Source organism: Variovorax sp. 10N420, from assembly GCF_056394705.1.
Genome location: NZ_JBFTIJ010000007.1, coordinates 236,776 through 263,303, shown reverse-complemented (window position 1 = coordinate 263,303; position 26,528 = coordinate 236,776). Strand labels below are relative to the sequence as shown.

Below are 26,528 nucleotides of genomic sequence, written 5' to 3'. Positions count from 1 at the left end.
CTCAGATGACGCAGTATTGGTTGATGAAATCCGAACCCGACGATTGCTCGATCGACGATGCCATTGCGGCGCCGAACGCCACCGTGCCCTGGACGGGCGTTCGCAGCTGGCAGGCACGCAACTTCATGCGCGATGCGATGCATGTGGACGACGGCGTGCTCTTCTATCACTCGAGCTGCCCGCAGCCGGGCATTGTCGGCATCGCGCGTGTCGCATCGGGCACCCGTCCGGACCCGACGCAGTTCGACCCAGCCTCGCCGTACTACGACGCTGCTTCCAAGCCCGAATCGCCGCGTTGGTTGCTGCTGGACGTGCAGGCATTGCGCAAGACGCGCCTGCTGGCGTTGCCCGAGATGCGTGCGACGCCCGCGCTTGCGGACATGTTGGTGCTGCGAAAAGGAAACCGGCTGTCGATCACGCCGGTCGATGAAGCGCATTGGCGTCTGATCACCGAACAGTTGCTCGCCTGATCAGAGGCTCTGGATGACAGCGAGGATGTTCCCCTCCGTGTCCTTGAACCACGCCGCCATCGCGCCGCCCTGCGTCACGATGCCGTCGGCGTCCTTGCCGGGCATGTCGTAGTCCTCGAAGACCACGCCGCGCGCCTTCAGTTCGGCGACTTCCTTTCGGATGTCTTGGACCTGCCAGAAGGCCTGGCTGGCGCGCGAGGTTCCTGCATTCGGCGTGGGGTACAGAAACGCCCCAGTGCCGCCGCCGAACTCATAATGCACTCCGCCGCCGAGCTCGGCCTTCGGCTTGAATCCGAGCCTGTCTTCGTAGAACTGCCTGGCTCGCGCGACGTCCTTGGCGGGGATGTAGGCATACAGAGGGGATTGCTGTAACACGGCATGCTCCTTGAGTCCTCGAACGGCAGATATTGTGCGCCCACACTGGAGTAAGTCATGACCCTCGCTTTCGAATCGAAGTACCAGAGCAAGCGGATGTCCGCTGCCGATGCGGCGCGACTGGTCCATGACGGCGACACCATCATCGTGCCGACGGGACCGGGAGAGCCGCCGCACCTGCTGACGGCTTTGTCCGAGCAGCGTCGGGAATTCCGCGACGTGCGCATTTCCCAGATCCTGCCGCTCGGGAAGTTCGGCTACTTCGACCCGGAGACGGTTCAGCATGTGCGGCATGTCGCGTATTTTTTCGGGCCCGCATCGCGTGCGGGTGGGCAGGACGGATGGAGCGATTACGTGCCGGCCAATTTCTCGGAGCTGCCGGTGCTGATCAAGCGTGGCCTCACGCCGGCCGACGTGGTGTTCAGCATGGCTTCGCCGATGGACGAGGAGGGCTACTTCTCGCTCGGCCTCGCGGCCGACTACACGATGGCGGCCGTCGGCGAGGCGCGAGCGATCGTGCTCGAAGTCAATCCCAACGTGCCGTATTCATATGGCGCCTGCCGCGTCCATCTGTCGCAGGTGAGTGCGCTCGTCGAATCAGACGACGAGCTTCCGGTCGTCGGCCTGCCGACGATCGGCCCAGTCCAGGAGGCCATCGGCAGGCAGGTCGCCGAAATGATTCCGGACGGTGCGACCCTGCAGATCGGCTATGGCGGCATTCCGGACGCGGTGGTGATGCAGCTCACGCACAAGCGCGACCTCGGCATCCACACCGAGATGGTGGGCGACGGCATCCTCACGCTGGTCGAAGCCGGCGCGGTCACCAATCGGCTGAAGAACATTCATCCGGGGCGCATGTTCGCGACTTTCGCGCTGGGCTCCAAGCGGCTCTATCAGTTCATGCATCGCAATGCGATGCTGGAGCTGCACCCGGTCGACGTCACCAACGATCCATTTCTTGCGGGTCAGAACGACCACCTCATCGCCATCAACGCGACGATGCAGGTGGACCTGATCGGGCAGTGCGGTTCCGAGAGCCTCGGCTTCTCGCCGGTGTCCGGAACGGGCGGCCAGAGCGATTTCGTGCGGGCCGCCAATCGATCGAACGGCGGCAAGGCGTTCATCGTGTTGCCGTCGACGGCCAAGGGCAACAGCATTTCGCGCATCGTGCCGACGTTGAGCCCGGGCACTCACGTCACGACGAGCAAGAATGACGTCAACTACGTGGTGACTGAATACGGCGTCGCGCAGTTGCGCGGCAAGAGCGCCAAGCAACGCGCCGAAGCGCTGATCGCGATTGCGCATCCGGACTTTCGGGACGAGCTTCGCGAGGCGGCGCAGAAGATGCGGCTGGCCTGAGCCACGCCGGAGTCAAAGCAACGACAGCAAGTGGTCGATGTTGACCGGCTTGAGCAAGTGGTGGTCGAAGCCCGCTTCTTCGATGCGTTCGCGGTGGCCGTGCTGTCCCCAGCCGGTGAGCGCAATGAGCTTGATCGCCGCGCCATCGGGTTCCGCCCGCAGGAGCCGCGCCAGGTCGCATCCATCCATGCCAGGCATGCCGATGTCGAGGATGGCGGTTTCCACGGGGTTCAGCCGAGCGAGCCGCAGGGCCTCTTCGCCGCTATAGGCGACGAGCGATTCGGCACCCATCGACCCCAGCAACTCCGAGAGGCTGTCGGCGGCATCGCGGTTGTCGTCAACGACCAGGATGGTTCCCTCGAGCTTGGCCATCGCGCGGCTGCGCTGCTCCGCGCGAGCATCGGTCACGGCGGTCTGCCTGGCCAGCGGAAGGCGGACCGTGAAGGTGGCGCCGCGATCGAGCCCTTCGCTCGCCGCTTCGACGCTGCCGCCATGCAGTTCAACCAGGCTCTTGACGAGCGTCAGGCCGATGCCAAGGCCGCCTTGGGCCTGCCTCGCGGTTCCGCTCACCTGCACGAACATGTCGAAGATCGAAGCCAGCATGTGGGGCGCGAGACCGGTTCCTGAATCGGTGACCTGCACCACGGCGCGGCGGCCTTCCGCAAAGGCCTTCAGTTGCAGCTGGCCGCCTGCGGGCGTGTACTTGGCCGCATTGTTCAAGAGATTCGAGAACACTTGCGTCAAGCGGACTGCATCGCCCTGCACGACCAGCGGCCCGGACTCGATGTCGAGCGACAGCGAATGCCGGGCGTTCTCGATCAACGGCCGGCTCAGCTCCACCGCATCTTCGATCACGGCTTGCAGTCGCACCGGGCTCCGGCGCAACTGGATCTTGCCGCGGGTGATGCGCGATACCTCCATCAGGTCGTTCACCAGGCGCACCATGTGGTCGACCTGCCGCCGCATCAGTTGGTGGTACTTGTCGGCCTCTTCGGCGGAGAACTTCTTGCGCGCCAGCAGCGCCAGCGCCGTACTGAGCGGTGCCAGCGGATTGCGCAACTCGTGCGCCAGCGTCGCGAGGAACTCGGTCTTGCGCTGGTCCGCATCACGGAGCCCGTCGAGCAGCGTGCGCAGTTCATACTGCCGCCGCCGCGAGCGCATGGCCGTGCGCACGGCGCTGACCAGTGAGGCCACCCGCATGGGCCGCTCGATGACCGTGACGTTGGGGATCTCATCCATGACATGCACGATGGCGCGCGTGTCCATCCCTTGACGCGCAAGGACGATCACGGGCACGTCCGACCAGGGTGCCTGCTGCGCCAGCGTGGAAGCCAGTTCCGCCATCGCGGTGCCTGCGATCACTTCCTCGGCCAGCAGCAGGGCGCCGGCGCCGGCGGCGAACTCGTGTGTCAGTCGCTGCATGGTCTCGCAGGTGAAAGCTGTGAAACCGGCGCGCTTCAACACGGCGCTCGCCATCAATGCATCCCTGGAGGTCGCCGTCCGCAACAGGATGCGGAAATCCAGTTCCGTCTCGCAATGGCTCACGTTTGGGCCCGAACCCCATCAAGCGGGATGGGAATGCCCGACAGAATGCCGCGGAAGTTGCGCAGCGGTGGCCCGACACAAATGCCGTTGCTGCCCAGTGAGAAGGAGCGGATACTGCGCTCGTGCGCACCGCCGCGCTTCTTGAGTACCGAGATCGCCTGCCGCACTTCGCCTTCGTCCTCGAAGTAGCGCAGCAGCACCACCGAGTCGGCAAGGTAGCTCGCATCGACAGGCGTCTGCATCTGCATGCCGATCAGGCCGTGCTGCGCGCCGATCAGCATCGTCGCGACGCCAGCCTGGCCCAGATAGGTCAGCAGCTCGTGAAGCTGGACGATGAGAAAGCGCTCGTCGGGCATGGCATTGAGATAGCCATTCAGGCTGTCGATGATGACGATCGTTGCGCCATGGTTCGCCACGACCTCGCGAATTTCGTGCACGAATTCGCCGGGCGAAAGCTCTGCAGGGTCGACCTGGCGCACGCGAATGGCGCCTGAATCGAGATGCGGTCCCAGGTCCATGTTCATCCCGGCGCAACGCGTGCGCAAGGTGTTGATGCTCTCGTCGAAGCAGAAGAGCGCTGCGCACTCGCCGCGCATCGCTGCGGCAATCGCAAACTGCACGGCAACGGTCGATTTGCCGGTGCCGGGAGCGCCGACGAAGAGCGTGCTGGTTCCCCTCTCGATGCCGCCGCCGAGAAGGTCGTCCAGGGCAGACAGTCCGCTGGGGATGCGCGTCTGCTCGATCGGGGTCGCGTGTTCCGCCGCAACGAGCCGCGGGAACACCTGCAGGCCGCCGCGCACGATCTTGTAGTCGTGATAACCACCGCGAAACGCCATGCCGCGGTACTTGGTGACGGTGAGGCGACGCCGCGCCAATCCGTAGTCGGGCACGACTTGCTCCAGGCGAATAACTGCATGCGCAATGCTCTGGACTTGCAGGTCATGCTCCATGGCGGTCATGTCGTCCAGCAGAAGCACGGTGCATTGCCGGCCTGAGAAGAACTGCTTCAGCGCCAGAATCTGCCGCCGATAGCGCAGCGAGCCGCCGGCCAGCAGGCGCAGCTCCGACAGCGAATCGAAAACGACCCGCGTCGGCTTGATCACGTCGACGTCCGCCAGGATCTTCAGCGTCGTTTCGCTGAGCTCCACCTCGGACGGATGGAACATCGTGTATTGCTCGTCGGGCTCCAGAGCGTCGTGAGCGGGCAGCATTTCGCGGATCTGGATGGCACCCAGATCCCATCCATGTGAATCAGCCACGCTCTTGAGTTCGCCCGTCGTTTCGGAGAGGGTGACGTAGAGCACCGACTCACCCTGCAATGCGCCTTCAAGAAGGAACTGAATGGCCACCGTGGTCTTGCCTGCGCCCGGCGCTCCCTCCAACAGGTAGAGCCTGTGGGCCGTGAGGCCGCCACCGAGGACGTCGTCCAGGCCCGGTACTCCAAACTGCAACAGAGGGGTCAAGGTGGCCGCTTTGGTGGCGGCCGGGATTAGTGCCTTCATTCAATCTCCGGATTGCGGGAGGTTAGCGCAGCAACGCGACGCGTGATTTTGTATGCGGTCGCGAGAGCTCGATGTGAGGCGAGGTACGAGGCCGCCGTAGGAGAGCATCGCGGCATGCGGCGGTGGCCTACATCGGCCCGGCTTGTGTGCTGTCACGCTACGGCGCCATGAGTCAGGACATGGGCGGCCTCGACGCCGCAGACCCCCTCGATCGCGCCAGCGCACTTGCCGCCTTGGTCGTGGCCGGCCGTGCGTCGACGGCGACGCTGTTGCGCGCACTTTCAAGCACCCAGCCCGAAGCGCGCGAAATGGCGGCGGAGGGACTCGCTGAAGTCGCGGATCCCTCAGCCGCCGAAGCGCTGGCCAGCACGCTGGACGACGCCGAGCCGCGGGTCCGTGCGCGCGCAGCGCAGGCGCTGGCGTCCATCGGCGACCCTCGCGCGTTGGATGCGCTCGTGCGCACCATCGACGACTATCCGGATGAACTTCATCCACCCCATACCGTTGCCACCTATGTGCTGATTGCACGCGGCCGTGATGCATTGCCTGCCGTCGTGCCGCTGCTCGGTGCGCCCAACCCGCTCACGCGCCAGCGTGCATGCGTCGTGCTGCGGACCCTGGTATCGGCCATGCCCGAGGCCGGTGAGTGGGAACCGCTTTGGGAATCGCTGGGCGCCTACGATCCGATGGAGCCGGATCAGGCAGTGCGCGCAGCTGCTGCTGCGCAGTGGCGGCAGTGGATTGGCACGCACTGCCAGTCGCAGACCTAGTCCGCCAGCTCGTCAAGGATCGGGCAATCAGGTCGCTCATCGCCATGACAGCATTCGGCCAGGCGCTCCAGCGTGCGCTTCATGGCCGTCATTTCCTCGATGCGGCGATGCAGGTCTTCGGCGTGTGAAAGCGCGATGCGCTTGACGTCGGCGCTTGCGCGGCCCTTGTTCTGCCAGAGCTTCAGGAGCTCGCCGATTTCGGCCATGCTGAAACCCAGATCGCGCGCACGCCGGATGAAGCGCAGCGTATGCACGTTGCTCTCTGTGTATTGCCGATAGCCGGCATCGGTGCGCGACACATTCGGCACGAGTCCGAGCGACTCGTAGTGCCGCACCATCTTCGCGGAAACGCCCGAGCGTGCCGCGGCCTCGCCGATGTTGAAGGGGCCCATGGATGTTCCTGCAGCTCTCATCGCGCATTGCCTTTCCAGCGCCGCAGCAGCAGCGCATTGCTCACCACGCTCACGCTGCTGAAAGCCATCGCGGCGCCCGCGATCACCGGGCTCAGCAGTCCGAACGCCGCCAACGGAATGCCAACCACGTTGTAGGCAAAGGCCCAGAACAGGTTTTGCCGGATCTTGGCGTAGGTGCGGCGTGAGATGTCGATCGCATCGCCCACCAGCGCCGGATCGCCGCGCATGAGCGTGATGCCCGCCGCGTGCATGGCAACGTCGGTGCCCGTGGACATCGCGATGCCCACATCGGCGGCAGCCAGCGCGGGCGCGTCGTTGATGCCGTCGCCGACCATCGCCACGCAGTCGCCGTTGGACCTCAGTTGGGCAATGATGTCCGCCTTGTCTTCCGGCAGAACTTCCGCGCGAACGGTGTCGATGTCGAGCGCGCGCGCCACGGCTTCGGCACTGCCGCGGTTATCGCCGGAGACCAGTGCAGTGCGAATGCCTTGCGCATGCAACTGCCGAATGGCTTCGGCGGCAGATGCCTTGGGCGTGTCGCCGAAAGCAAGCATGCCGATCAGCGTGCGGCCATCGGTCAAGTCCGCGAGCCATGAGACGGTGCGGCCTTCTGACTGCAGCTGCGAAGCGAGTCCTTCGAGCGTGCCGAGCGGCACCGACAACTCCTGCATGAAGCGGCTGCTTCCGAGTCGCATCTCATGGCCCTCGACCACAGCCGACATGCCGCGCCCCGCAATCGCTCGCACGGCGTTGGCGCGCGGGATTTCGATGCCGGCGTCTTTCGCTGCGGCGAGCGTCGCACGCGCCAGGGGATGTTCGCTGCCGGCCTGAATGGCGGCGCTCGCGCGCAGCAACGAATGCGTGTTTCCGTCGACGGATTCGCAGGCAATGAGCACCGGGCGCCCTTCGGTCAACGTGCCGGTCTTGTCGAACGCGACGACCTTGACCTTGTGCGCGACTTCGAGGGCTTCAGCGTCCTTGATCAACACGCCATGCCGCGCGGCAACGCCGGTCCCGGCCATGATGGCAGTCGGCGTCGCAAGACCCAGCGCGCAGGGGCAGGCAATGACGAGCACCGCGACGGCGTTCAATATGGCTGTCTCCCAGTCGCCTGCTGCGATGCCCCAGCCGATGAAGGTGAGCAGGGCGATGCCGATGACGACGGGCACGAAGACGCTGCTGACCTGGTCCACCAGCCGCTGGATCGGCGCCTTCTTCGCCTGCGCGGATTCGACCAGCCGAACGATGCGCGCGAGCGTCGACTCCGCGCCGATCGCGGTCGTCCGGATGAGCAGCAGCCCCTCGCCATTGACTGAGCCGCCCGTGACGGCGTCGGCCGCCTGCTTGGTGACCGGCAGGCTTTCGCCGGTGATCAGCGACTCGTCGACTTCGCTGTTGCCTTCGACGACCCATGCATCCACCGGCACCCTTTCGCCGGGCCGGACGACCACGAGGTCGTTGATCCGGACCTGCTCCAGGGGCAGGTCGTGCTCGCCGTCTTCTTTTCGCACGCGGGCTCGCTCCGGGCGTAGCGCGTTGAGCGCGCGGATGGCCTCGGTGGTCTGTCGCTTGGCGCGTGTTTCCAGCCATTTGCCGAGCAGCACCAGGGTGATGACGACGGCCGACGCCTCGAAATAGAGATGCGACATCCCCTCGTCGGCCGGGGTGAAAAGCAGGAGATAAACGCTGAGTCCATAGGCCGCGGACGTGCCGAGCGCAACCAGCAGGTCCATGTTGCCGGCGCGCGCCTTCAGCGCCTTCCATCCCGATCGATAGAAGCGCGCCCCCAGCCAGAACTGGACGGGCGTTGCCAGGGCGAATTGCAGCCAGCCGTCGAGCATCCATTCTTCGCCGAAGAGAATGCCGAACATCGGCAACACGAGGGGTGCGGAAAGGATGGCTGCGACGACAACGGGCCAAGCATCGTTGCGCCCGCGGTGCTTCGCCGGCGGCGCGCCTGCAACGGGCGTCTCGCCGCCATGGGGGGGCGGGGCCTCTTCCTCGCCGACGCTGTAGCCCGCCTTTTCGACAGCGGCCCGCAATGTGGCGAGTTCGACCGAGCCATCAGTGCGTACGTTCGCCGCCTCCGTCGCCAGATTGACGCTGGCTTCGGTGACGCCGGGTACGCCGGCCAGCGATCGTTCGACCCGCGCGACGCAGGACGCGCAAGTCATGCCTTCAATGGGAAGCGACCACTCGCGAAGCCCGTTCGATGCGCCGGGCGAAAGCGCCAAGCTGTTGTTCATTCGGTTTTCCTGTCTGTTTCGTGCTCAATGCGAAGTGCCGTGAGTTTCAACCTTTCCATGATGGGAGGGTCAAGTGGGGTCAAGTGGGCCCAGCCGCTCCGTCGCATATTGGCCTTTAGTACTACATCGAAAGTTATTTAGTATTTTTTGTTACGTCCACGTATTCTTCCGGGATCACCTCAAGGAAGTCTCATGGGAGCGAGCGAAATCGACAAAATCACGGGCCTGACCGCCGATTGCCGGATGTGGGTGGATGACCCCGCGGGCTTCACGACCCACAAGGTCGGGCGGCTGCATCACACCTATGACCGGCACCCGCTATTCCAGTTGACGGAACTCGAGGCGCTCGCGAAAGAACTCGTCCCGCTCAAGCAATGCCGCTTCGTGAGACCCGGCATCACGCAGGCTTCGGGCTTTGCGCATGACAGCAATCATCCGGACGGGCGCAGCATCGAGGAGGTTTTCCGGCGCATCGAGGAGCCGGGTTCATGGATCGCGCTCTACGACGTCGAAGCCATTCCGCGATATCGGGCGCTGCTCGAAAACGTGCTGGACAACGTGCGCGAAACCATCATGCGAGAGCAGCGCGGGATCTTCATGGTCACCGGCTTCATCTTCATCTCGGCGCCGCCTTCGGTGACGCCGTTCCACATCGACCGCGAGAATAATTTCTGGCTGATGCTGCACGGACGGAAAGTGATGAACGTCTGGGACCATACCGATCGAGTGGTCGTGCCGGCCGAGGCGGTGGAGGACTACATCGTGGCCCACTCGGCGCGCAAGGTCCGGCTCAAGGATGAGTTCCGCGCGCGCAGCCATGAATTCGAGGCGCGGGCGGGGGATGGCATCTACTTCCCGAGCACTTCGCCTCACATGACGCGCTCGGACGCGGAGTGGACGGCGCCCGGCGACCGCGTGGCGATCTCGATCGGCGTGAACTTCTACACCGCGCATACGCGCAAGACAGCGCGCATTCACCAGTTCAACCGGCTGATGCGCAGGTGCGGGCTGTCGCCGGCGCAGCCGGGGGAGTCGCCGGTGGCGGATGCGCTCAAATCGCCGCTGGGCAAGGTCATCGGCGTCGCCCAGTCGACACTGGCGCGCGTGTCTTATGCAATGAAGACGAAGAACGCGATGAGCTTCAAGCCGCCGCCCGGCTCCTATTGAACTTGGACCGAACGCCCGCCCTCACTGGCGCATCATGTCGCGCGGTGAAACCGGCGGTGCGTCGTTGCCCCAGGAGCCGCGAATGTAGGTCAGCACGGCTGCCACATCGCTGTCGTCCAGGACCGGGCTGAAGGGTGGCATGCCGTAAGGGCGCGGATTGCCTCCGGTCGAAGGGAGGAAGCCGCCGTGCCGCACGATCTGGATCAGGTTCACTGCCGAATCCATCAGTACCGCGCGGTTGCCCGCGAGCGGCGGATACGCGCCCTCGGCACCCTGGCCCGAGTCGCCATGGCAGTAGGCACAGCGCTGGTCGAAGATTTTGGCGCCCCGTTCCATGGTGCGCGCATCGCGCCGGATCGGAGCGGTCCGCGCCGCGGCGGACGCGGTGCTCGGCAGTGCCTTGAGGTACACGCCCATTGCGTGCAGGTCTGCCTCTTCGAGGTGCTGGGTGCTGCCGAACACGACGTCCGCCATTGGCCCCATGACGGAGCCGCGCGCGGACCGCCCGTTCTTGAGCAGCTCGGCCACATCCTGCGGATCCCAGTCCGCAACCCCTGCTTCGCGGTTGGAGGTGAGCGAAGGCGCATACCAGTTTTCCATCGCAATGAGCCCGCCTGAGAGACCCAGTTTCTCCTGAGTGGCGCCGAGCACATTGCGGCTGCCGTGGCATGCAATGCAATGGCCGAGGCCTTCGACCAGATAGGCGCCCCGGTTCCACTCGGCTGATTTGGCGGTGTTCGGCGCGAAGGTGCCGGGGGTGAACGAAAGCGCCCGCCAGACCGCAAGCGCCGGTTGTGTGTCGTAGGGAAAGCGCAATTGGTGGGGAAGGTTGCGCATGGGCGAAGGCGGAACACTGCGCAGGTAGGCAAAGATCGCGTCCGAATCCTCGCGCGTCACGCGCGTGAAGTTCGGATATGGAAACGCCGGATAGAGCAGACGCCCGTCCTTCGAGCGGCCGTTGTGCAGGGCCCGCCAGAAGTGGTCGGCGCTCCAGTTGCCGATGCCCGCCTTCGGGTCGGGCGTCAGATTGCTCGCGAAGACGGTGCCGAAGGGCGTCTCGATGCCGACGCCGCCAGCGTACGGCGCGCCGCCGAGCGCGGTGTGGCATCCGGCGCAGTTGCCCGCCAGCGCCAGATAGCGCCCGCGTTCGACCTGGGCCGGCGAGGGATCGAAGGCGGCAGGTGTGTCCGGCAGCTTGTCCTCGCCGCGCAGATTGAGTCCGATGATGGCGAGTCCCGCAAGAACAGCGAGCGTGATCACGAAGGTCAGCAGATAAACAAAGCGTCGCATGGCGGCTCAGTTGTTGTTCAGCGCACTGCACGCCATCGGGACGGGGCTCGGCGCGTTGGCCTGCGGCTTCGGGTTGGCAGGCACCGGCTGCATCGCGAGCCAACTCGCCGCCGCGTTGATGTCGGCCGACGTGAGCTTGCGGCCCACTTCGGCCATGCAATCGGGCGCGAGCGCGTGGCGCTCGTTGGTGATCCAGGCGCCCAGCTGAGATGAAAGATAGAGGCGCGGCAGGCCCACAAGCGCGGGAATGCCGGGCAGCACACCGGTCAGTGCTTCGCCGTGGCAGCGAACGCAAGCCGGGATGTCGCGCGCGGGATCGCCCTGGAACACCAGCGCCTTGCCGCGCGCCAGCATCTCGGGCGTGGCGTCGGTGGTGGTGGGAACGGGCGGGTAGGGCAGGTCGATGGACGAAAAATACTCGGCGATCTCGCGCAAATAGGCATCCGACAGATGCCGCACCATGTGGACCATGTCCGAATTGAAGCGACGACCGTCCCGAAAGCTCTGCAGCTGGTTGAAGAGATAGCCCGCCGGCTTGCCGGAAAGGCGAGGGTAATAGCCCGCCTCGGTGCTCGAACCCTCGCGGCCATGACATGCAATGCACGCGGCGACGCGCTGTTCGATGGTGTCGGGAACGTGCCCCGGCGCAGGCGGTGCGGCAAGCGCCGGTCCCGGCATGGCGCAAGCGGTGAGCAGGGCGGCAAGAAGACGGGGAATGTTCATTCGGAATTCATTGGCTGACATCGAGCAGGCCGGAGCGTAACGCGATTGCGGCACACGAAGTCGGACAGTTCGCAGTGATTTTCAGATCGTTCCGGTGCCGCAGAAAAGGCGGCACCTCCGGAGAATCGATCGCATGAATCAATACCTGCAAGCGCTCGGCCGTATCGATTGGGAGCAGTGGAGCGCAACCGTTTTGTCGGGGCTGCGCATCTTGCTGATCGTGGCTGCGGCCTGGATGGCGATCCTCGTGCTGCAACGGGTCGTCGGCGCCGTTCGCCTTCGGGTGGAGGCCCGGCTCGACGCGGCCGATGGCCCTCAGCGCGCCGAGACCCTCGGGCGCGTGGTCCGCTACCTGATTGCACTGACAGTGAGCGTGGTGGCGGTCATGCTGGTGCTGGCCGAACTCGGCATATCGCTGGCGCCGATCCTTGGCGCTGCCGGTGTCGTCGGGCTTGCCGTCGGCTTCGGCGCGCAGAGCCTCGTCAAGGACTATTTCACGGGCTTTTTCATCCTGTTCGAGGACCAGATCCGCACGGGCGACTTCGTGACCATCGCCGATCTCAGCGGCATCGTCGAAGACATCACGCTGCGCCATGTCCGGCTGCGCGACTACGAAGGCAACGTTCACTTCGTGCCCAACAGCCTCGTGACGACAGTGACCAACATGTCGCGCTCTTTCGCGCAGGCCGTGGTCGAAGTCGGCGTCTCTTCCCGCGAGAACATCGACCACGTCATGTCCCTGATGGAGGACGTCGCCACCATGCTGCAGACCGATCCTGCCTTTGCGGCAAGAATCCTGGCGAACCTGGAAATGGCAGGCGTCGAGCGTTTCGAGAACGGCGCGGTCGTGCTGCGCTGCCGCTTCAAGGTGATGCCCTTGCAGCAATGGAGCGTTCGCCGCGAATACCTGCGTCGCCTCAAGATCGCTTTCGATCATTCAGGCATCGAACTGCACCTTCCGCGCATGGCGCTGTACGGCCCCTCCGTCTCCAATTCAGCGCCTGCAACCTGACGCGAGCGCTGGCGCTACAGTTGCCGGCATGCGAAAGCACTTCACCAGGATGACCGGCTGGCAGCGTCTGCTGTCCGGCGCCTTCCTCGGCTTGGTTGTGAGCCTGGCGCTTCCCCTTCTTCATTGGCCGCTCGACTATGCGACCCGCGGGCTGGTGGGTTGGTGCGTCGCGGCGGTCGCGTATCTGCTGCCCGCGTGGTGGATGGCGGAGACCTCGACAGCCGAGGGAACGCGCATGCGCTCCCAGCAACTCGATCAGCCGCAAGCGTGGATCCTGCTGATCATGCTGGTGGCGGTCGGTGTCGCGGTCGGAGTGATCGCGATGTTGCTGCAGCAGGTGCCGCAGCTGTGCGGCGGACACCGCGTCGGCCACATCGCCCTGGGGCTGGCGGGCCTCGCGTGTTCATGGCTGGTGATTCATACCATCTATGCCTTTCACTACGCGCATCGCTACTACCAGCGCGAGCAGAAAGAGAGCGCCAAGGGCCCCAATGCCGAGCATCCCGGCCTGAAGTTCCCGGGCAAGTCCGAGCCGGACTACTTCGACTTCCTCTACTATTCCTTCGTGGTCGGCATGACATCGCAGGTGTCCGACGTGCAGGTCACATCGCGAGAGATGCGGCGCATCACGCTCGTGCACGGGGTCCTTGCCTTCACCTTCAACATGCTGGTGCTGGCCCTGTCCATCAACGTGGTGGCTGCGTCGATGCAGTCGCCGCCTTCGCCGCCGTCAGCGCCTTCAGGCACCCTGGCGCCCGGTGCGACCCAGTCTGACCAGCCCTGTCGATAGCGCGACACCACAGACGATCACCACCGCGCAGATCAGCATCCATCGCGTGATCTCTTCGCCCAGGAAGACGGCGCCATAGAAGAGGGCGAACACCGGCACGAGGAAGGTCACCGTCAGCGCGCGCGCCGGTCCCGCGTTCTCGATCAGCCTGAAGAACAGGATGTAGGCGAGGCCGGTACAAGCAGTGCCGACGGCAACGAGCGCGAGCCACGCATGCATGCTCGGCATCTGGGCGGGCCAGAGCCAGACGGCCGGCACCACGAGCGCCAGCGTGGCGCCGATCTGGCTGCCGGTCGCGGTTGCCAATGCAGGCACGCCGACCAGGTATTTGCGGGTCATGCTCGCCGAAACCGCATAGCAGACGCAGGCCGCAAGACACGCTGCAATCGCCCAGCGCGCGGCGCCTTCGTCCGCGCCTGAATGAAATCCCGCGCCACGCCCGGCCAACATCGCGACTCCGGCAAAGCCGATCACCAGCCCAAGGATGCGCGAGCGGTCGGGCCGATCGCCGAACCATGCCCATGCGACGAGCGCCCCGAACATCGGCACGGTGGCGTTGATCACCGCCGCCAGGCCGCTGTTGAGGGTCAGCAGCGCAAATGCGAAGAATGCGAACGGCATGCCTGAATTGAGTACGCCGACGCCGAGCGCCGGCTTCCAGTACTGCCTGAACGCCGACCATTGCCCCCGCATCCACAGCAAGGGCAGCAGGAAGATGGTCGCGATCGCCACGCGCACTGCCGCAGTCGGCAGCGCCCCGAATTCGGCCGCGCCAATACGCATGAAAAGAAACGATGCGCCCCAGAGCATGCCCAGCAGCAACAGGTCGACGAGCCATCGAAGGTTGGCTGGCTTGGGTTTCACGATCGACGCCGCAGGATTCGCGATGGCTGGAGCGGCCACTGTGCATTCGGCTTCGCTCATCATGGACACACCTCAGTCAGCGCGGCGCCCAGCACGCCTTCCAGTTCGAGCAGCGCGGTCTTGCGATCGAGGCCGCCTGCGTACCCGGTGAGCGAACCGTCCGAGCCGAGAACCCGGTGGCAGGGCACGATGACGCTGATCGGGTTGCGACCGACCGCCGCGCCCACGGCACGCACGGCAGCGGGCTTGCCGACACCGGCACTGATCGCGCCGTAGCTGGTGGTTCCTCCTGCTGGAATTGCGAGCAGCGCCTGCCAGACCGACTGCTGAAAGGGCGTGCCGTGCGACAGATCGAGCGGCAGATCGAAATGCTGGCGCCGGCCATCGAAATACTCTTCGAGTTGTGCGGCCGCCTGGCGAAGGACCGGATGCTCCGACGCGGCCTGCCATCCGGTCATGTCAGGCGAGTGGCGCTGGCGCTCGAACCAGACGCCGGCGAGGCCCTTGTCCGTCGCAGCCAGGATGATGCGCCCGAGCTTGCTGTCGAGATGGGCGGTGTAGATCGTTGAAGTCTTGAATTTCATGGGGATCATCAGACGGTGGCGGGGACGACCGCCGCGGCGTCGACGGGCGGAGCGGACGGGGGGCTGTGCCACGCGCGCAGCACGGCATAGCCACGCCAGGGCCGCCATGCTACAGAGGCTTCCGCCGCAGCGCGTGCCGTGGTGACGCCGAGCGCCTTTTGCAGCGCGACATCCCCCGCGGGAAAGGCATCGGGCCAGCGCAGGGCGCGCATTGCGATGTATTGCGCGGTCCAGTCGCCAATGCCGGGCAAAGCCTGCAACGCGGCGATGGTCGCGGGCACATCGGCGCCGGCATGCAGCGCGAGTCGGCCCTCCATCAATTCGCGCGCGACTGCGAGCAGTGCCGCCTGGCGCTGCCGCACGATGCCGAGTTGGCCGAGCGCGTCACCGCTTGCGCCGGCGATGGCCGCGGGCGTCGGAAAGAGTCGGTCCAGCCCTTCGATGGGCGTGACGATCGGTTCGCCGAAGGCTTGCACCAGCCGCGAGCCCAGCGTGCGTGCAGCCGCGACCGTGACCTGCTGGCCGAGCACCGCCCGCACGGCAATCTCGAAGCCATCGACCGTGCCCGGCACGCGCAGGCCATCGCCGTGCGGAAAGCTGGCGTGCAGTGCGCTGTTGATGGCGATGGGTTCGGCATCGAGATCGAGCATGGCGCGCACGCGGCTGATCACGATGGGCAGCACCGACGCCAGCGAGTCGCTGACGCGCAGCAGCACCTGTTCGCGCTGCGGGTCGAAGCGAAGCTGCAAGCATCCTTGCGAAGTGCGGCCGTTGTTGGAGATGCGTAGCGTGCGCGCGAACTGCCTGGTGCCGTTGATGTCCGACAGCAGCTCGACGCCGCCCAGCGCGCGGCGCGCGAAGAAATCCAGCATCGCGACGCTGTCGTAAGGCGGTCGAAACCCCAGCTTGACATCGACACCTTCCCGCTCCTTTCCACCAGCCGAGGCGCCGGCGCGGCGCAGTGCGCTGGGGTTCAGGCCGTAGTGGGTCAGAAAAGCCGCGTTGAATCGCCGCACACTCGCGAATCCGCTGGCAAGGGCAACCTGCGTCATGGGCAACTGCGTGTCGGCGATCAACTGCTTTGCGGCCAGCAAGCGCCGTGTCTGCAAATACTGCAGCGGCGATACGCCGAACTGCGCTTCGAAGATGCGCCGCAGATGGCGATCGCTGACGCCCAGGCGCGCGGCAATGCGTGCCGCACCGGGGCCGTCCTCGGCCCAGGCGTCGGGCTCGTCGATCAAGCGCGCCGCCTGCAGCGCGAGGATGCGCGATGCGTCCTCGGTCGACCAGCTCGCGGCGCGGGGCGCGAGTTCCGGCCGGCAGCGCAGGCAGGGCCGGAACCCGGCGGCCTCGGCCTGCGCGGCATGCCGAAAGAAGCAGCAGTTCTCGCGCCGGGGCACCTTCACGCGGCAGACCGGCCGGCAATAGACGCCGGTGGACGTCACGCCCGTGAAGAAGGACCCGTCAAAGCGTGCATCGTGCGCCTTCATGGCCAGATAGCACGCGTCGCTCTCGAGTCCGGCTGTGGGGGCGGGGGTGGATGGCATGCAAGCATGATACGTTTGCGCTCAGCCAAGAGTAGCCATTTCCGGACATCTGGCTCCAAAAGGCCATGCCTACAATCGTCTTCATTTTCTGAACTCCAGGGGTTGCTTAATGCAGATCAGCGCTTCGATCTTCAAGGCCTACGACATCCGCGGCGTGGTTCCCTCCACGCTCGACGCGCAAGTCGCCGAGGCGCTCGGCAAGGCCTTCGGCAGCGCTGCGCGCGCGGCCGGCGAGAAGGCGGTGGCGGTCGGACGCGACGGGCGCCTCTCGGGCCCTTCGCTGTCTGAGGCGCTGATCAAGGGCCTGGTCGCCACCGGCGTGGAGGTGATCGACGTCGGCGCCGTCACGACCCCCATGCTCTACTTTGCAGCCCATATGCTGTGCACCAGCGGCATCCAGGTCACGGGAAGCCACAACCCGAAGGACTACAACGGTTTCAAGATGGTGCTGGCGGGTCGCGCGATCTACGGCGACGAGATCCAGGGCCTTCGCAAGGTCATGGAAGCCGACAGCGCAAAGCTGGCCCCCGGCGGAAGCGTGCGCAAGGTCGACGTGACCGATGCGTACACCCAGCGCATCACCAGCGACATCAAGCTTGCGCGGCCGCTCAAGATCGTGGTGGATTCGGGCAATGGCATCGCGGGCGCGACCGCTCCGGCGATCCTGCGGGCCATCGGCTGCGAAGTGACCGAACTCTTCAGCGAAGTCGACGGCAACTTCCCCAATCACCATCCCGATCCCAGCAAGCCCGAGAACCTCAAGGATCTCATCGCCGCGCTGAAGGCCGGCGATGCCGAACTGGGGCTGGCCTTCGACGGCGACGGCGACCGCCTGGGCATCGTCACCAAGGATGGCAACAACATCTTTCCCGATCGGCAGATGGCGCTGTTTGCGCAGGACGTGCTGTCGCGCGTGCCGGGCGGGACCATCGTGTATGACGTCAAGTGCTCGCAGCGCCTTGGGCCTGCCATCGAGGCCGCGGGCGGCAAGCCGATGATCTTCAAGACAGGCCATTCGCTCATCAAGGCCAGGATGAAGGAGATCGACTCGCCGCTGGGCGGCGAAATGAGCGGCCACATCTTCTTCAAGGAACGCTGGTTCGGTTTCGATGACGGCACGTATGCCGGGTGCCGCTTGCTGGAAATCCTGAGCAAGAGCCCGGACGCTAGCGATGTGCTCAACGCCTTGCCGACGAGCTTCTCGACGCCCGAGCTCAATGTGAAATGCGCCGAAGGCGAGCCGCATTCCGTGGTCGATCAACTCGTCGCAAAGGCAAAGTTCGCAGCGCCTGCCAAGGTGTCGACCATCGATGGCTTGCGCGTCGATTGGCCTGATGGCTTCGGACTCATTCGTGCCTCCAACACGACGCCGGTGCTCGTGTTGCGCTTCGAAGGCCAGACCGATTCAGCGCTGAAGCGCATCGAGGAAGAAATGCTCACGCTGCTCAAGAGCGTCAAGCCGGACGCGTCGCTCGCCGAAGCCGCCCACTGAAGCCGAGAAGCGTGCGTTCCTTGCTGTTGCGCTTCTACGGCGCCGTCACAACGCTGGCCAAGCCGCTGGTGCGCCGCAAGCTTCGGCGGCGCGCGGCTGCCGAGCCGGGCTACGCGCTGGCCGTCGAAGAGCGCTTCGGCCACTACGACGAAGCGGCCAAGGGGACGGGCTGGTGCTGGATCCATGCCGTGTCCCTCGGCGAGGCGCGCGCTGCGGCCATCCTCATCGAAGAACTCCGCCGCCAGTTGCCCGGTATTCCGATCCTGCTGACCAACGGCACCGCGACCGGTCGGGAGGAAGGGGCCAAATTGCTCGAACCGGGCGATCTGCAGGTGTGGCAACCGTGGGACGCCCCGGAGCCGGTGGCGCGTTTTCTCGATCGCTTCCGTCCGCGCATCGGCGTGCTGATGGAAACCGAAGTGTGGCCCGAGATGACCGCAGCCTGCGCCGAGCGCGGGATTCCGCTGGTGCTCGCCAACGCGCGCCTGAACGAGAAGTCGCTTGCCGGGGCCGAACGCCTGGGCTGGCTTGCACGGCCCGCGTATTCATCTCTCGCAGCAGTGTGGGCGCAGACCGAGGCCGATTCGCACCGGCTGGTGTCGCTGGGCGCGAAAGTCGCTGGCGTGTTTGGCAATCTCAAGTTCGACGCCACGCCTGACGCCCGGCAACTCGCGGCGGCGGCCAAGCTGCGCACCCAGCTTCCGCGGCCGGTGATCATCTTCGCAAGTTCGCGCGACGGCGAGGAGCAGCAGTTGCTGGACGTGCTCAAGCGCTTCGGTGCCCTGGCGCCGGTCCCTCCCGCGCAAGATGCGGTGCAGTCGATTGCCAAGCGCGTACACGATGTGCAGTGGATGATCGTGCCGCGCCATCCACAGCGCTTCGACGAAGTGGCCTCTCTCATCGAATCGAACGGATTCGCCGTAGCGCGACGCAGCGCCGCCGGTGCGCCAACCGAAGCCGAAATCTGGCTCGGCGATTCGCTGGGCGAGATGGCGCTTTACTACGGCTTGGCTGACGTCGCCCTGTTGGGCGGCAGCTTCGAGCCGCTCGGTGGGCAGAACCTCATTGAAGCCGCAGCCTGCGGATGCCCCGTCATCATGGGCCCATCGACCTTCAACTTCGCCGAAGCGGCGGAACTCTCTCTGGCCGCCGGTGCTTCGGCACGCGTGGCCGACATGGAGCAGGCGGTGAGGGCTGCGCTCAAGCTGGTCGAAAAACCCGAACGGCGCGAAGCGATGGCCCAGGCGGCGTTCGCCTTTGCTTCATCAAATCGCGGCGCGGCAGAACGTACCGCCGCTGCATTGCTTGAGATCGCCGAGCGGGCGTCGCCCACCGAGCCCGAAGAGCGGGCCGAGCCTCACCTGGAGTGACTGCGGCGCTGGAGATCTACCAGGCGTACTTCATGCCGGCGCGCACGGTCCAGGCCTGATAGGGCTGGGTCGACTGGTTGTTCCATTGCCACCCGAGGTCTCCCCAGGCGCCCAAACCCTGCTTGAAGTCGACGTTGACGCCGGCCTTCAACTCGTAGCGGTTGCTCGGATAGAGGTCGCGCGTCGGCGGCTGGGTGATCAGCATTTCATCGCTGAGATCGTCGTGCCACCAGTTCATGGCGGCATAGGGGCGAAAGCGCCAGCCCGAGTTCTGCACCCAGTTCGGCTGCACGCGAATACCGATTCGCGATGCCCAGCCAGCGCGCTTGCTGGCCTCGATGCTGGAAAAGTCGGTGTCGAGCAGGTTGTAGTTGTTGTTGCGCAGATAGATCAGCTGCCCTTGAGGCTGCAGTGTCCAGCCGCCTGCCTCGCCGAGCGGGATGGCATAGCCGAGTTCGGCAGACGCAAGGCCCACGCGGGAACGGCCATCCGTCCCGGCCAAGGAGAGGGGCGCCACGCGGTTGTCGGATGCGCCGAACTGCCCGCGCAGGTCGGCGTACCAGCCTTGCCGAGTCCGATCGTCCTGGTACCAGGTGCCGTAGATACCCATGCTGCCGCCGGGAGAGTCTCCGAGGCGTGTCGGGTCGCTGGTGACGGTGGTGCCCAGGTGCAATCGGTCGGTTCCGCTGAAGAGCGACCATTGCGTGACATCGGCCGCGGCATCGCTGTTGAAATTGCTCGGGCGGCCGGCGGAACAAAGGGCGGCCGCGCCGAAGCCGGACGTAGGACACTGCTGCGCATAAGCACCAACGCTGCCGGCGCACAGTGCGGCAGCGACCGCTAACCGCGGTACGCGTTGCCCGGGCGACCTGCCCGCTGACAGAGGAGACGCATCACGCACGGCCGAACCCTCCTTCTGGACCCATCCGATGACCCGGAAACCGCGGGAGAACGCGGGAAGAACCGGAACACCCGTAACCTATTGTGCGTCGATTGTGAGCGTTTGGGGAGTTGCCTGCAAACGACGATTTGCGATTATTCGGTCCGGCAACTAGCGCCTTTGCGGCGCGATGACCGGCGGCGGTGGCGGCACGGCCATCCTCGGCGGTGGGGTCAGGCTCGGCGTCGGCTCGACAGGTACCGGGCTCTGCGTTGCCGCCGAAGGCTGGTCCGGTGAGGCGGCGCTGTCGACGCTCGCGCGGCCATTGGTCGCGAGTGTGTTGTTCACCGCAAGCAGGTCGTCCGCCGTCAGCGTGCCGTTTGCCTGCCGCAGCTTGAGATTGCCCACCAGCACGTTGTAGCGTGCCACCGCGAGGTCGCGCTTGGTCTGGAAGAGCTGGCTTTGCGAATTCAGCACGTCGATGTTGATCCGCACGCCGACCTCATAGCCGAGCCGGTTGGCGTCAAGCGCACTCTGGCTGGAAGCCTCCGCGGCTTCGAGCGCCTTGACCTGTCCCGCGCCCGAGATGAGCCCCAGGTACGCCGAGCGCGTGCTTTGCGAGACGTTGCGTCGGGTCGATTCGAGAAACTGGCGCTGCTGCTCTTCGAGCGCAAGCGTTTCCTTGATGCGGTTTTCGGTCGCGAAGCCCGCGAAGAGCGGCAGGTTGAACACCACTCCCACGCTCGCCGCCCGCACGTTCACGCGGCCAGTGCTGGTGCTTGTGCTGGTGCCTTGCGGATTGTTCGTGGCGTTGTAGCCAAGCTGCGCGTCCAGTGTCGGCTTGTGACCGGCTTCGGCCCGCTCGACTTCGAGCTTGGCCACGTCAAGTCCGAGTTGCGCCTGCTGAATGGCGGGATGCACAGCCTCCGCCTGTGTCACCCAGGCGTTCATGTCGGCCGGCAGCACCGGTGGCAGAACCACCGGCGCGGCCAATGGCGTCGGGTTGGTTCCTGTGCGGCCGACCAGTTGGTCAAGCGCGATCTTCCTGACCTGCAGATCGTTCTCGGCCGTGATCTCCTGTGCGAGAACGAGGTCGTAGCGCGCCTGTGCCTCCCGCGAATCAGTGATGGTGGAAGTGCCGACCTCAAAGTTGCGCTTGGCCGAAGCGAACTGTTCGGCCACCGCGACTTTCTGCGCGCGGACCAGCGCCAGGCTGTCCTGCGCGGAAAGCACGTCGAAATAGGCTTGGCTCACCCGCACGACCAGATCCTGCTCAGCGATCGTGAGGGTCGCCTGTGCAATGTCGACCTGGCGCTTGCTTTGCTCGTAGAGCGCCCAGTTGGCGGGGCGGTACAGCGGCTGCGTCGCGTTGATGCCGGCAGACTGATTTGGAAAGCCGCGAGTGGCCGACAAGTTGTCGGTCGACAGCTCCTGGTGCGTGGACGAGGCATTGGCCGAAAGCCCGACCGTCGGCAAGATCCCAGCCTTGGCCTGCGCAGCCCGCGCCAAGCTCGCATCGAACTGAGCACGCGCCCCTTGGTACGTAGCGTCATAGCTGCGCGCCGAGTCATAAAGTTCAATCAGGCTCTGGCCATGAGCCGGCAGCGCGATCGCCGCTGCGAACAACGTCGCGAGCGCTGCCGAAAGAGGAAGAAGCCTGGGAACGGGCATGAAACGTCCTTGAAAGAATCAAAAGCAAATTTGCCGAGCATCGAGCGAACGCCCTCGCAGCCAAACCCAGGAACACCGCGGAACTGGCTTTGCCAGGCCGCCGGTGTTGCCCCCGGCAGGGGGTGGGCGAAGCGACACGAAGTGCGCGAAGCCTGGGGGCGAGCCATCAGTACCGTGGTACGCCAGGATCGCGTTGAGCCGACCACGCGTCGATGCCGCCAACGATGTTGGCCACTTCGTCGAAGCCGTTCTGCACGAGGAATGCCGCGACGCGCTGGCTGCGTGCGCCGTGATGGCACAGGCAGGCGATGCGCTGCCCTGGATTGAGCTCGCCGACCCGCGCCGGAATCTCGTTCATCGGGATCGTCGCCAATGTGAAACCTTTCGGGTCCACGCTGGCCGTCTGCAGTTCCCACGGCTCGCGCACGTCGAGAACCACCGGCGTCGCGTTCGGGTTTCGTGCGAACCAATCGGCGAGATCGGCGGGTCGGATTTGATCGATCATGAAAGGGCGGGGATCAGAAGTTGAATCGCGAAGGCACAGGAAAGTTGAGCAGGCGGGGCGCAACGATGTCCCACGGCTGCGTGGTGTCCCACTTGCCTTCACTCACGCGGGTGACGAAGTTGGCGCGCATCATCGGCTCGTCACCGACGATCGCTCCAAGCCGGCCGCCCGGCTTGAGGGAACTCAGCAGGCCCTGCGGAATGCGCGCGACAGAGCCGCTCAGCACGATCACGTCGAAGGTCGGGCCGCTCGGCAGCGGCTTGGAGCCGTCCGCATGGCGCACCTCGACGTTCATCGCGCCATTGCGGCGCAGCGTCTCTGCGGCGGTGGCGGCGAGCTTGGGGTCGATTTCGAGCGTCAGCACCTGCGCGGCGCGTTGAGCGAGCAGTGCGGCCATGAAGCCGGAACCCGTGCCGATTTCGAGCACGGATTCGTGCTTCTGGACGTGGAGGTCTTGCAACATGCGCGCCTCGACCTTGGGCGAAAGCATGCACTGGCCGGGTTCCCTGGGAGTGCTGACGTCTTCGAGCGGGATTTCCATGTCGAAGAAGGCCAGGCCACGGTGCGCCTGGGGAACGTAGTCCTCACGACGCATCTTCGAGAGGAGGGCGAGGATCTCGAGATCGAGCACATCCCAGGGGCGGATCTGCTGTTCGATCATGTTGAAGCGCAGGCGCTCCAGAGAAGGGGTGGGATTCATGTGCTTTTCCTACGTCGGGCTCAGGACAAACCTTCAATTTTAGGCGCGGGCTCCAGGGTTGCCCCGGCGGGAGCGGCCTTCGGAGTACGGCCCCAGCGTCGGCGAGCCCAGTTCGCCAGATCGTCCATGTAGCAATAGACGACCGGCACGACGACCAGCGTCAGCAGCGACGAGGTGATGACGCCGCCGATCACCGCTTGTCCCATCGGCGCACGCTGCTCGGAGCCTTCGCTGACCGCAAAGGCCAGCGGCACCATGCCGAAGATCATCGCCAGCGTGGTCATGAGGATCGGACGCAGGCGCACGCGAGCGGCCAGCAGCAGCGCTTCCGACCGGGGCAACCCAGGCACCGCGGTGCCGTTTTGATCGATGCCCGGCTCGCGCGAGCGGATCGCGAAGTCCACCAGCAGGATGGCGTTCTTCGTCACGAGGCCCATCAGCATCACGATGCCGATGATGGAGAACATCGACAGCGTCGAGCCGAAGATGAGCAGTGCCAGCACCACGCCGATCAACGTCAACGGCAGCGCTGTCATGAGCGCCAGCGGCTGGAGGAAGCTCTTGAATTGGCTCGCGAGGATCATGTAGATGAAGATGATCGCCAGGGCCAGCGCCGAGACGGCATAGCCGAACGATTCCTGCATGTTCTTGGTCGATCCGCTGAACTGCCAACCATAGCCGGGCGGGAAGGCGATTTCCGCGAGTACCTTGCGGATGTCCGCCGACACCTCGCCCGCCGAGCGGCCATCGACGTTGGCGTTGATGGCGACTTCGCGCGCCAGCGCACGGCGGTTGATCTGGTTCGGCCCGGTCGACTCACGCACTTCGGCCACCTGCTGCAACCGCACGATGCGGCTCGACCCGTCGGCGTTGGCGCCCACGGCCGTGCTGACGAACGGCAACCGCGCGAGGTCGGCCGGCGAATTGCGCACGTTTGGAGCGAGCCGCACGTTCACGTCATAGGTCTGATCGTCCGGGGCGCGCCAATTGCCGACCGTGGTGCCCGCCACCAGCGTGCGCAACGAAGCAGCGATCGGCGCGACGCCTAGGCCGAGGTCCGATGCGGCATCGCGCCGCACCACCACGCTCACCGTCGGCTTGTTCGGCTTTTGGCTGGAATCCAGATCGACCAGCCCCGGAATGGGACGGATCGCATCCATCACGCGTTGCGTGAGCCGTTCGAGTTCCTTGAAATCCGTGCCTTGCAGCGAGAACTCGATGGGCTTGTTGCCGCCGACGGAATCGCGCAGCCCGACGTGCGTAACCGTGATGCCTGGCACCGAGCGCAGCCGCTCCCGCAGCACCGTCGACATCTGGTCGACGCTGCGGCTGCGCGCCTTGCGGTCCACCAGCCGCACGTAGATGCTCGCGTACATCTTGCCTTGGGCATCGCCGGTGTTGATGGTGGTGAGCGTGTAGCGCACCTCGGGCATTTCGCGCAGCACGGCTTCCACTTGCCGCGCCTTGGCTTCGGTCACTTCGAGCGATGAGCCGACCGGCGTGTAGAAGTTGATCGCCGTCTCTGAAAAGTCGGCCTTGGGAACAAATTCGGTGCCCAGGAGCGGCACCATGAAGATGCTGCCGATGAAGATGCCGAGTGCCGCGAGCAGCGTCGTGAGCTTGTGCACGAGCGCCCAGCGCAGAATGCCCTGATAGCCCTCGGCCATCCGCTCGGTCGCCGAATCGAACCATCCGGTCACACGGCCGATGGTCTTGTCGTAGAAGGTGACCGGCGCCTCGCGCTTGCCTTGCCGATCGATCGCCGGGTCGTGCCAGATGCTCGACATCATCGGATCGAGCGTGAAGCTCACGAACATCGAGATCATCACGGCGGCAACGATGGTGATCCCGAACTCGTGGAAGAACTTGCCGATGATCCCTTCCATGAAGCCGATCGGCAGGAACACCGCGACGATCGAAAGCGTGGTCGCAAGCACCGCAAGGCCGATTTCCTGCGTGCCGTCGAGCGAAGCCGCGAAGGGTGTCTTGCCCATCTGCACGTGGCGCACGATGTTCTCGCGCACCACGATGGCGTCATCGATCAGCAGCCCCACGCACAGCGACAGCGCCATCAGCGTGACCATGTTGATGGTGAAGCCGAACATCGCCATGAACCAGAAGGTGCCGATCAGCGCAATGGGCAAGGTCAGGCCGGTAATGACCGTCGAGCGCCACGAGTTCAGGAACAGGAACACGATCAGCACCGTGAGCACCGCGCCTTCGATCAGCGTGTGGCGAACGTTCTCGACCGCGACACGGATCGGCCGCGAGGCATCCGCGATGGGTTCGAGCCTGACGCCCGGCGGCAGTTGGGGCTGAATCTCGGCAATCGCCCTGGTCAGGCCATCGACCACCTGAATCGTGTTTTCGTCCTGCGCCTTTTGCACCGACAACAGCAGCGTGCGTTGGCCATTGAAGAGGGCGAGGCTGTCGATTTCCTGGGCGCCGTCGCTCACCGTCGCGACCTGCTCCACGCGAATCGGTGCACCGCCCTTGCGCATGATGATGATCTTGCCGAAGTCCTCGGGCCGCTCCATGCGCGCATCGACCTGCACCACGCGATCCTGCTCGAGCGAACGCACGGAGCCGACCGGCAACGCCTGGTTTTCGTTGCGGACCGCATCGACCACCTGCGTCGCACTGACGCCAAAGGCTTCCATCGCTTGCGGGTTGAGATAGATGTTGATCTCGCGCCGGGTGCCGCCGACGAGCGTCACAGAGCCCACGCCACGCACGTTTTCGAGACGCTTCTTCAGGACCTGATCGGCCCAGTTGGTCAACTCCACGGCGCTGGGTTGCGTGTCCTTCTTGCCGTCGGGCAGCACGGCCACCGACCAGACCGCGCGCGAGGCCGGATCGAAGCGCAGCACGCGGGGGTCCTTGACCTCGTCGCGGAACAGCGGGCGCACCGACGCGACCTTTTCTCGCACGTCGTCTGCCGCCTTGCGTCCATCGACGTACAACTGGAATTCGATGATGACGACCGACTGGCCTTCATAGCTGCGAGAGGTGAGGGCGTTGATGCCGGCGATCGAATTGACGCCTTCCTCGACCTTCTTGGTGACTTCGCTTTCGACGATTTCAGGTGATGCGCCGGGGTATTCGGTGATCACGACCACCACCGGAAAGTCGATGTTCGGAAACTGATCGACCTGCAGGCGCTGGTAAGAGAAGGCGCCGAGCACGACCAGCGCGAGCATCAGCATCGTCGCGAAGACGGGATTCTTCAGGCTGACACGGGTGAACCACATGG

Annotated in this window: 23 protein-coding genes; 8 read left to right on the top strand and 15 right to left on the bottom strand. The window is 65.2% G+C overall.

Features of this window, described 5'->3' with window-relative positions; genetic code table 11:
* Positions 1 to 5 precede the first annotated feature (5 nt).
* Complete coding sequence (locus AC1DEK_RS19995) at positions 6 to 470, top strand: EVE domain-containing protein (protein WP_478127090.1); 465 nt, start codon at positions 6 to 8, stop codon at positions 468 to 470.
* Here the strand turns inward: AC1DEK_RS19995 and AC1DEK_RS19990 are convergent, their stop codons facing one another.
* A complete protein-coding gene (locus AC1DEK_RS19990) occupies positions 471 to 845 on the bottom strand; it encodes a VOC family protein (RefSeq protein WP_478127010.1) in 375 nt (124 codons plus the stop codon).
* A 57-nt stretch (positions 846 to 902) separates the two neighbouring features.
* Here AC1DEK_RS19990 and AC1DEK_RS19985 point away from each other — a divergent pair, with 57 nt between their 5' ends.
* Positions 903 to 2,204, top strand: coding sequence for an acetyl-CoA hydrolase/transferase family protein (locus tag AC1DEK_RS19985; protein WP_478127009.1), 1,302 nt, complete (start codon positions 903 to 905; stop codon positions 2,202 to 2,204).
* A gap of 12 nt (positions 2,205 to 2,216) precedes the next feature.
* On the opposite strand, the gene AC1DEK_RS19980 is transcribed toward AC1DEK_RS19985, so the two are convergent.
* Positions 2,217 to 3,626: a hybrid sensor histidine kinase/response regulator gene (locus AC1DEK_RS19980; protein WP_478127008.1), complete on the bottom strand. Its 1,410-nt coding sequence runs from the start codon at positions 3,624 to 3,626 to the stop codon at positions 2,217 to 2,219.
* 119 nt (positions 3,627 to 3,745) lie between these two features.
* Positions 3,746 to 5,251 carry an ATPase domain-containing protein gene (locus AC1DEK_RS19975; protein ID WP_478127007.1) on the bottom strand — a complete coding sequence of 502 codons (1,506 nt, stop codon included), beginning with the start codon at positions 5,249 to 5,251 and terminating at the stop codon, positions 3,746 to 3,748.
* A 122-nt stretch (positions 5,252 to 5,373) separates the two neighbouring features.
* On the opposite strand from AC1DEK_RS19975, the gene AC1DEK_RS19970 reads away from it, so the two are divergent.
* Positions 5,374 to 6,021: a HEAT repeat domain-containing protein gene (locus AC1DEK_RS19970; protein WP_478127006.1), complete on the top strand. Its 648-nt coding sequence runs from the start codon at positions 5,374 to 5,376 to the stop codon at positions 6,019 to 6,021.
* Here AC1DEK_RS19970 and cueR read toward each other — a convergent pair.
* On the bottom strand, positions 6,018 to 6,413 hold the full coding sequence (gene cueR / locus AC1DEK_RS19965; RefSeq protein WP_478127005.1) for a Cu(I)-responsive transcriptional regulator: 396 nt from the start codon (positions 6,411 to 6,413) through the stop codon (positions 6,018 to 6,020). The genes AC1DEK_RS19970 and cueR overlap by 4 nt on opposite strands.
* A 17-nt stretch (positions 6,414 to 6,430) precedes the next feature.
* A complete protein-coding gene (locus AC1DEK_RS19960; protein WP_478127004.1) occupies positions 6,431 to 8,680 on the bottom strand; it encodes a heavy metal translocating P-type ATPase in 2,250 nt (749 codons plus the stop codon).
* A 192-nt stretch (positions 8,681 to 8,872) separates the two neighbouring features.
* On the opposite strand from AC1DEK_RS19960, the gene AC1DEK_RS19955 reads away from it, so the two are divergent.
* Positions 8,873 to 9,847: a cupin domain-containing protein gene (locus tag AC1DEK_RS19955; RefSeq protein ID WP_478127003.1), complete on the top strand. Its 975-nt coding sequence runs from the start codon at positions 8,873 to 8,875 to the stop codon at positions 9,845 to 9,847.
* Between the two features lie 21 nt (positions 9,848 to 9,868).
* Here AC1DEK_RS19955 and AC1DEK_RS19950 read toward each other — a convergent pair whose 3' ends face one another.
* Complete coding sequence (locus tag AC1DEK_RS19950; RefSeq protein ID WP_478127002.1) at positions 9,869 to 11,137, bottom strand: cytochrome c; 1,269 nt, start codon at positions 11,135 to 11,137, stop codon at positions 9,869 to 9,871.
* A 6-nt stretch (positions 11,138 to 11,143) separates the two neighbouring features.
* A complete protein-coding gene (locus AC1DEK_RS19945) occupies positions 11,144 to 11,860 on the bottom strand; it encodes a c-type cytochrome (RefSeq protein WP_478127001.1) in 717 nt (238 codons plus the stop codon).
* A gap of 133 nt (positions 11,861 to 11,993) precedes the next feature.
* On the opposite strand from AC1DEK_RS19945, the gene AC1DEK_RS19940 reads away from it, so the two are divergent.
* Together AC1DEK_RS19940 and AC1DEK_RS19935 are read left to right on the top strand one after the other, a co-directional pair.
* Positions 11,994 to 12,872 (top strand): mechanosensitive ion channel family protein, encoded by an 879-nt coding sequence (locus AC1DEK_RS19940; protein WP_478127000.1) that lies wholly within the window; start codon positions 11,994 to 11,996, stop codon positions 12,870 to 12,872.
* Positions 12,873 to 12,900: 28 nt separating this feature from the next.
* A complete protein-coding gene (locus tag AC1DEK_RS19935; protein ID WP_478126999.1) occupies positions 12,901 to 13,662 on the top strand; it encodes a DUF1345 domain-containing protein in 762 nt (253 codons plus the stop codon).
* On the opposite strand, the gene AC1DEK_RS19930 is transcribed toward AC1DEK_RS19935, so the two are convergent.
* Genes AC1DEK_RS19930 through AC1DEK_RS19920 form a run of 3 tightly spaced genes read right to left on the bottom strand, consistent with a single transcriptional unit; the run spans position 13,612 to position 16,657 of the window.
* The gene (locus tag AC1DEK_RS19930) at positions 13,612 to 14,586 is read right to left on the bottom strand and encodes a DMT family transporter (RefSeq protein ID WP_478127089.1); all 975 of its coding nucleotides are present in this window, start codon (positions 14,584 to 14,586) and stop codon (positions 13,612 to 13,614) included. The two genes, AC1DEK_RS19935 and AC1DEK_RS19930, sit on opposite strands and share 51 nt — an antisense overlap.
* On the bottom strand, positions 14,586 to 15,110 hold the full coding sequence (locus AC1DEK_RS19925; protein WP_478126998.1) for a methylated-DNA--[protein]-cysteine S-methyltransferase: 525 nt from the start codon (positions 15,108 to 15,110) through the stop codon (positions 14,586 to 14,588). The genes AC1DEK_RS19930 and AC1DEK_RS19925 overlap by 1 nt, the downstream gene beginning before the upstream one ends.
* 8 nt (positions 15,111 to 15,118) lie before the next feature.
* A complete protein-coding gene (locus tag AC1DEK_RS19920) occupies positions 15,119 to 16,657 on the bottom strand; it encodes a DNA-3-methyladenine glycosylase 2 family protein (RefSeq protein WP_478126997.1) in 1,539 nt (512 codons plus the stop codon).
* Between the two features lie 109 nt (positions 16,658 to 16,766).
* On the opposite strand from AC1DEK_RS19920, the gene AC1DEK_RS19915 reads away from it, so the two are divergent.
* On the top strand, positions 16,767 to 18,149 hold the full coding sequence (locus AC1DEK_RS19915; protein ID WP_478126996.1) for a phosphomannomutase/phosphoglucomutase: 1,383 nt from the start codon (positions 16,767 to 16,769) through the stop codon (positions 18,147 to 18,149).
* Between the two features lie 11 nt (positions 18,150 to 18,160).
* Positions 18,161 to 19,519: a 3-deoxy-D-manno-octulosonic acid transferase gene (locus AC1DEK_RS19910; RefSeq protein WP_478126995.1), complete on the top strand. Its 1,359-nt coding sequence runs from the start codon at positions 18,161 to 18,163 to the stop codon at positions 19,517 to 19,519.
* A gap of 16 nt (positions 19,520 to 19,535) precedes the next feature.
* On the opposite strand, the gene AC1DEK_RS19905 is transcribed toward AC1DEK_RS19910, so the two are convergent.
* The 5 genes from AC1DEK_RS19905 to AC1DEK_RS19885 all read right to left on the bottom strand — a co-directional run bounded on the left by AC1DEK_RS19905 (position 19,536) and on the right by AC1DEK_RS19885 (position 26,526).
* Positions 19,536 to 20,420: an autotransporter outer membrane beta-barrel domain-containing protein gene (locus AC1DEK_RS19905; protein WP_478126994.1), complete on the bottom strand. Its 885-nt coding sequence runs from the start codon at positions 20,418 to 20,420 to the stop codon at positions 19,536 to 19,538.
* A 150-nt stretch (positions 20,421 to 20,570) separates the two neighbouring features.
* The gene (locus tag AC1DEK_RS19900) at positions 20,571 to 22,070 is read right to left on the bottom strand and encodes a TolC family outer membrane protein (RefSeq protein ID WP_478126993.1); all 1,500 of its coding nucleotides are present in this window, start codon (positions 22,068 to 22,070) and stop codon (positions 20,571 to 20,573) included.
* A 166-nt stretch (positions 22,071 to 22,236) separates the two neighbouring features.
* Positions 22,237 to 22,575: a rhodanese-like domain-containing protein gene (locus AC1DEK_RS19895; RefSeq protein WP_478126992.1), complete on the bottom strand. Its 339-nt coding sequence runs from the start codon at positions 22,573 to 22,575 to the stop codon at positions 22,237 to 22,239.
* 13 nt (positions 22,576 to 22,588) lie between these two features.
* Positions 22,589 to 23,275: a protein-L-isoaspartate O-methyltransferase family protein gene (locus AC1DEK_RS19890; protein WP_478126991.1), complete on the bottom strand. Its 687-nt coding sequence runs from the start codon at positions 23,273 to 23,275 to the stop codon at positions 22,589 to 22,591.
* Positions 23,276 to 23,295: 20 nt separating this feature from the next.
* Positions 23,296 to 26,526 (bottom strand): efflux RND transporter permease subunit, encoded by a 3,231-nt coding sequence (locus AC1DEK_RS19885; RefSeq protein WP_478126990.1) that lies wholly within the window; start codon positions 26,524 to 26,526, stop codon positions 23,296 to 23,298.
* Positions 26,527 to 26,528 lie beyond the last annotated feature (2 nt).

Bases quoted from the DNA above. Each gene is read 5' to 3' on its own strand.
- AC1DEK_RS19995 (WP_478127090.1), top strand. From the start codon at position 6: ATGACGCAGTATTGGTTGATGAAATCCGAACCCGACGATTGCTCGATC.
- AC1DEK_RS19985 (WP_478127009.1), top strand. From the start codon at position 903: ATGACCCTCGCTTTCGAATCGAAGTACCAGAGCAAGCGGATGTCCGCT.
- AC1DEK_RS19980 (WP_478127008.1), bottom strand. From the start codon at position 3,626: ATGCAGCGACTGACACACGAGTTCGCCGCCGGCGCCGGCGCCCTGCTG.
- AC1DEK_RS19975 (WP_478127007.1), bottom strand. From the start codon at position 5,251: ATGAAGGCACTAATCCCGGCCGCCACCAAAGCGGCCACCTTGACCCCT.
- cueR (WP_478127005.1), bottom strand. From the start codon at position 6,413: ATGGGCCCCTTCAACATCGGCGAGGCCGCGGCACGCTCGGGCGTTTCC.
- AC1DEK_RS19960 (WP_478127004.1), bottom strand. From the start codon at position 8,680: ATGAACAACAGCTTGGCGCTTTCGCCCGGCGCATCGAACGGGCTTCGC.
- AC1DEK_RS19955 (WP_478127003.1), top strand. From the start codon at position 8,873: ATGGGAGCGAGCGAAATCGACAAAATCACGGGCCTGACCGCCGATTGC.
- AC1DEK_RS19950 (WP_478127002.1), bottom strand. From the start codon at position 11,137: ATGCGACGCTTTGTTTATCTGCTGACCTTCGTGATCACGCTCGCTGTT.
- AC1DEK_RS19945 (WP_478127001.1), bottom strand. From the start codon at position 11,860: ATGAACATTCCCCGTCTTCTTGCCGCCCTGCTCACCGCTTGCGCCATG.
- AC1DEK_RS19940 (WP_478127000.1), top strand. From the start codon at position 11,994: ATGAATCAATACCTGCAAGCGCTCGGCCGTATCGATTGGGAGCAGTGG.
- AC1DEK_RS19935 (WP_478126999.1), top strand. From the start codon at position 12,901: ATGCGAAAGCACTTCACCAGGATGACCGGCTGGCAGCGTCTGCTGTCC.
- AC1DEK_RS19930 (WP_478127089.1), bottom strand. From the start codon at position 14,586: ATGAGCGAAGCCGAATGCACAGTGGCCGCTCCAGCCATCGCGAATCCT.
- AC1DEK_RS19925 (WP_478126998.1), bottom strand. From the start codon at position 15,110: ATGAAATTCAAGACTTCAACGATCTACACCGCCCATCTCGACAGCAAG.
- AC1DEK_RS19920 (WP_478126997.1), bottom strand. From the start codon at position 16,657: ATGCCATCCACCCCCGCCCCCACAGCCGGACTCGAGAGCGACGCGTGC.
- AC1DEK_RS19915 (WP_478126996.1), top strand. From the start codon at position 16,767: ATGCAGATCAGCGCTTCGATCTTCAAGGCCTACGACATCCGCGGCGTG.
- AC1DEK_RS19900 (WP_478126993.1), bottom strand. From the start codon at position 22,070: ATGCCCGTTCCCAGGCTTCTTCCTCTTTCGGCAGCGCTCGCGACGTTG.
- AC1DEK_RS19895 (WP_478126992.1), bottom strand. From the start codon at position 22,575: ATGATCGATCAAATCCGACCCGCCGATCTCGCCGATTGGTTCGCACGA.
- AC1DEK_RS19890 (WP_478126991.1), bottom strand. From the start codon at position 23,275: ATGAATCCCACCCCTTCTCTGGAGCGCCTGCGCTTCAACATGATCGAA.
- AC1DEK_RS19885 (WP_478126990.1), bottom strand. From the start codon at position 26,526: ATGTGGTTCACCCGTGTCAGCCTGAAGAATCCCGTCTTCGCGACGATG.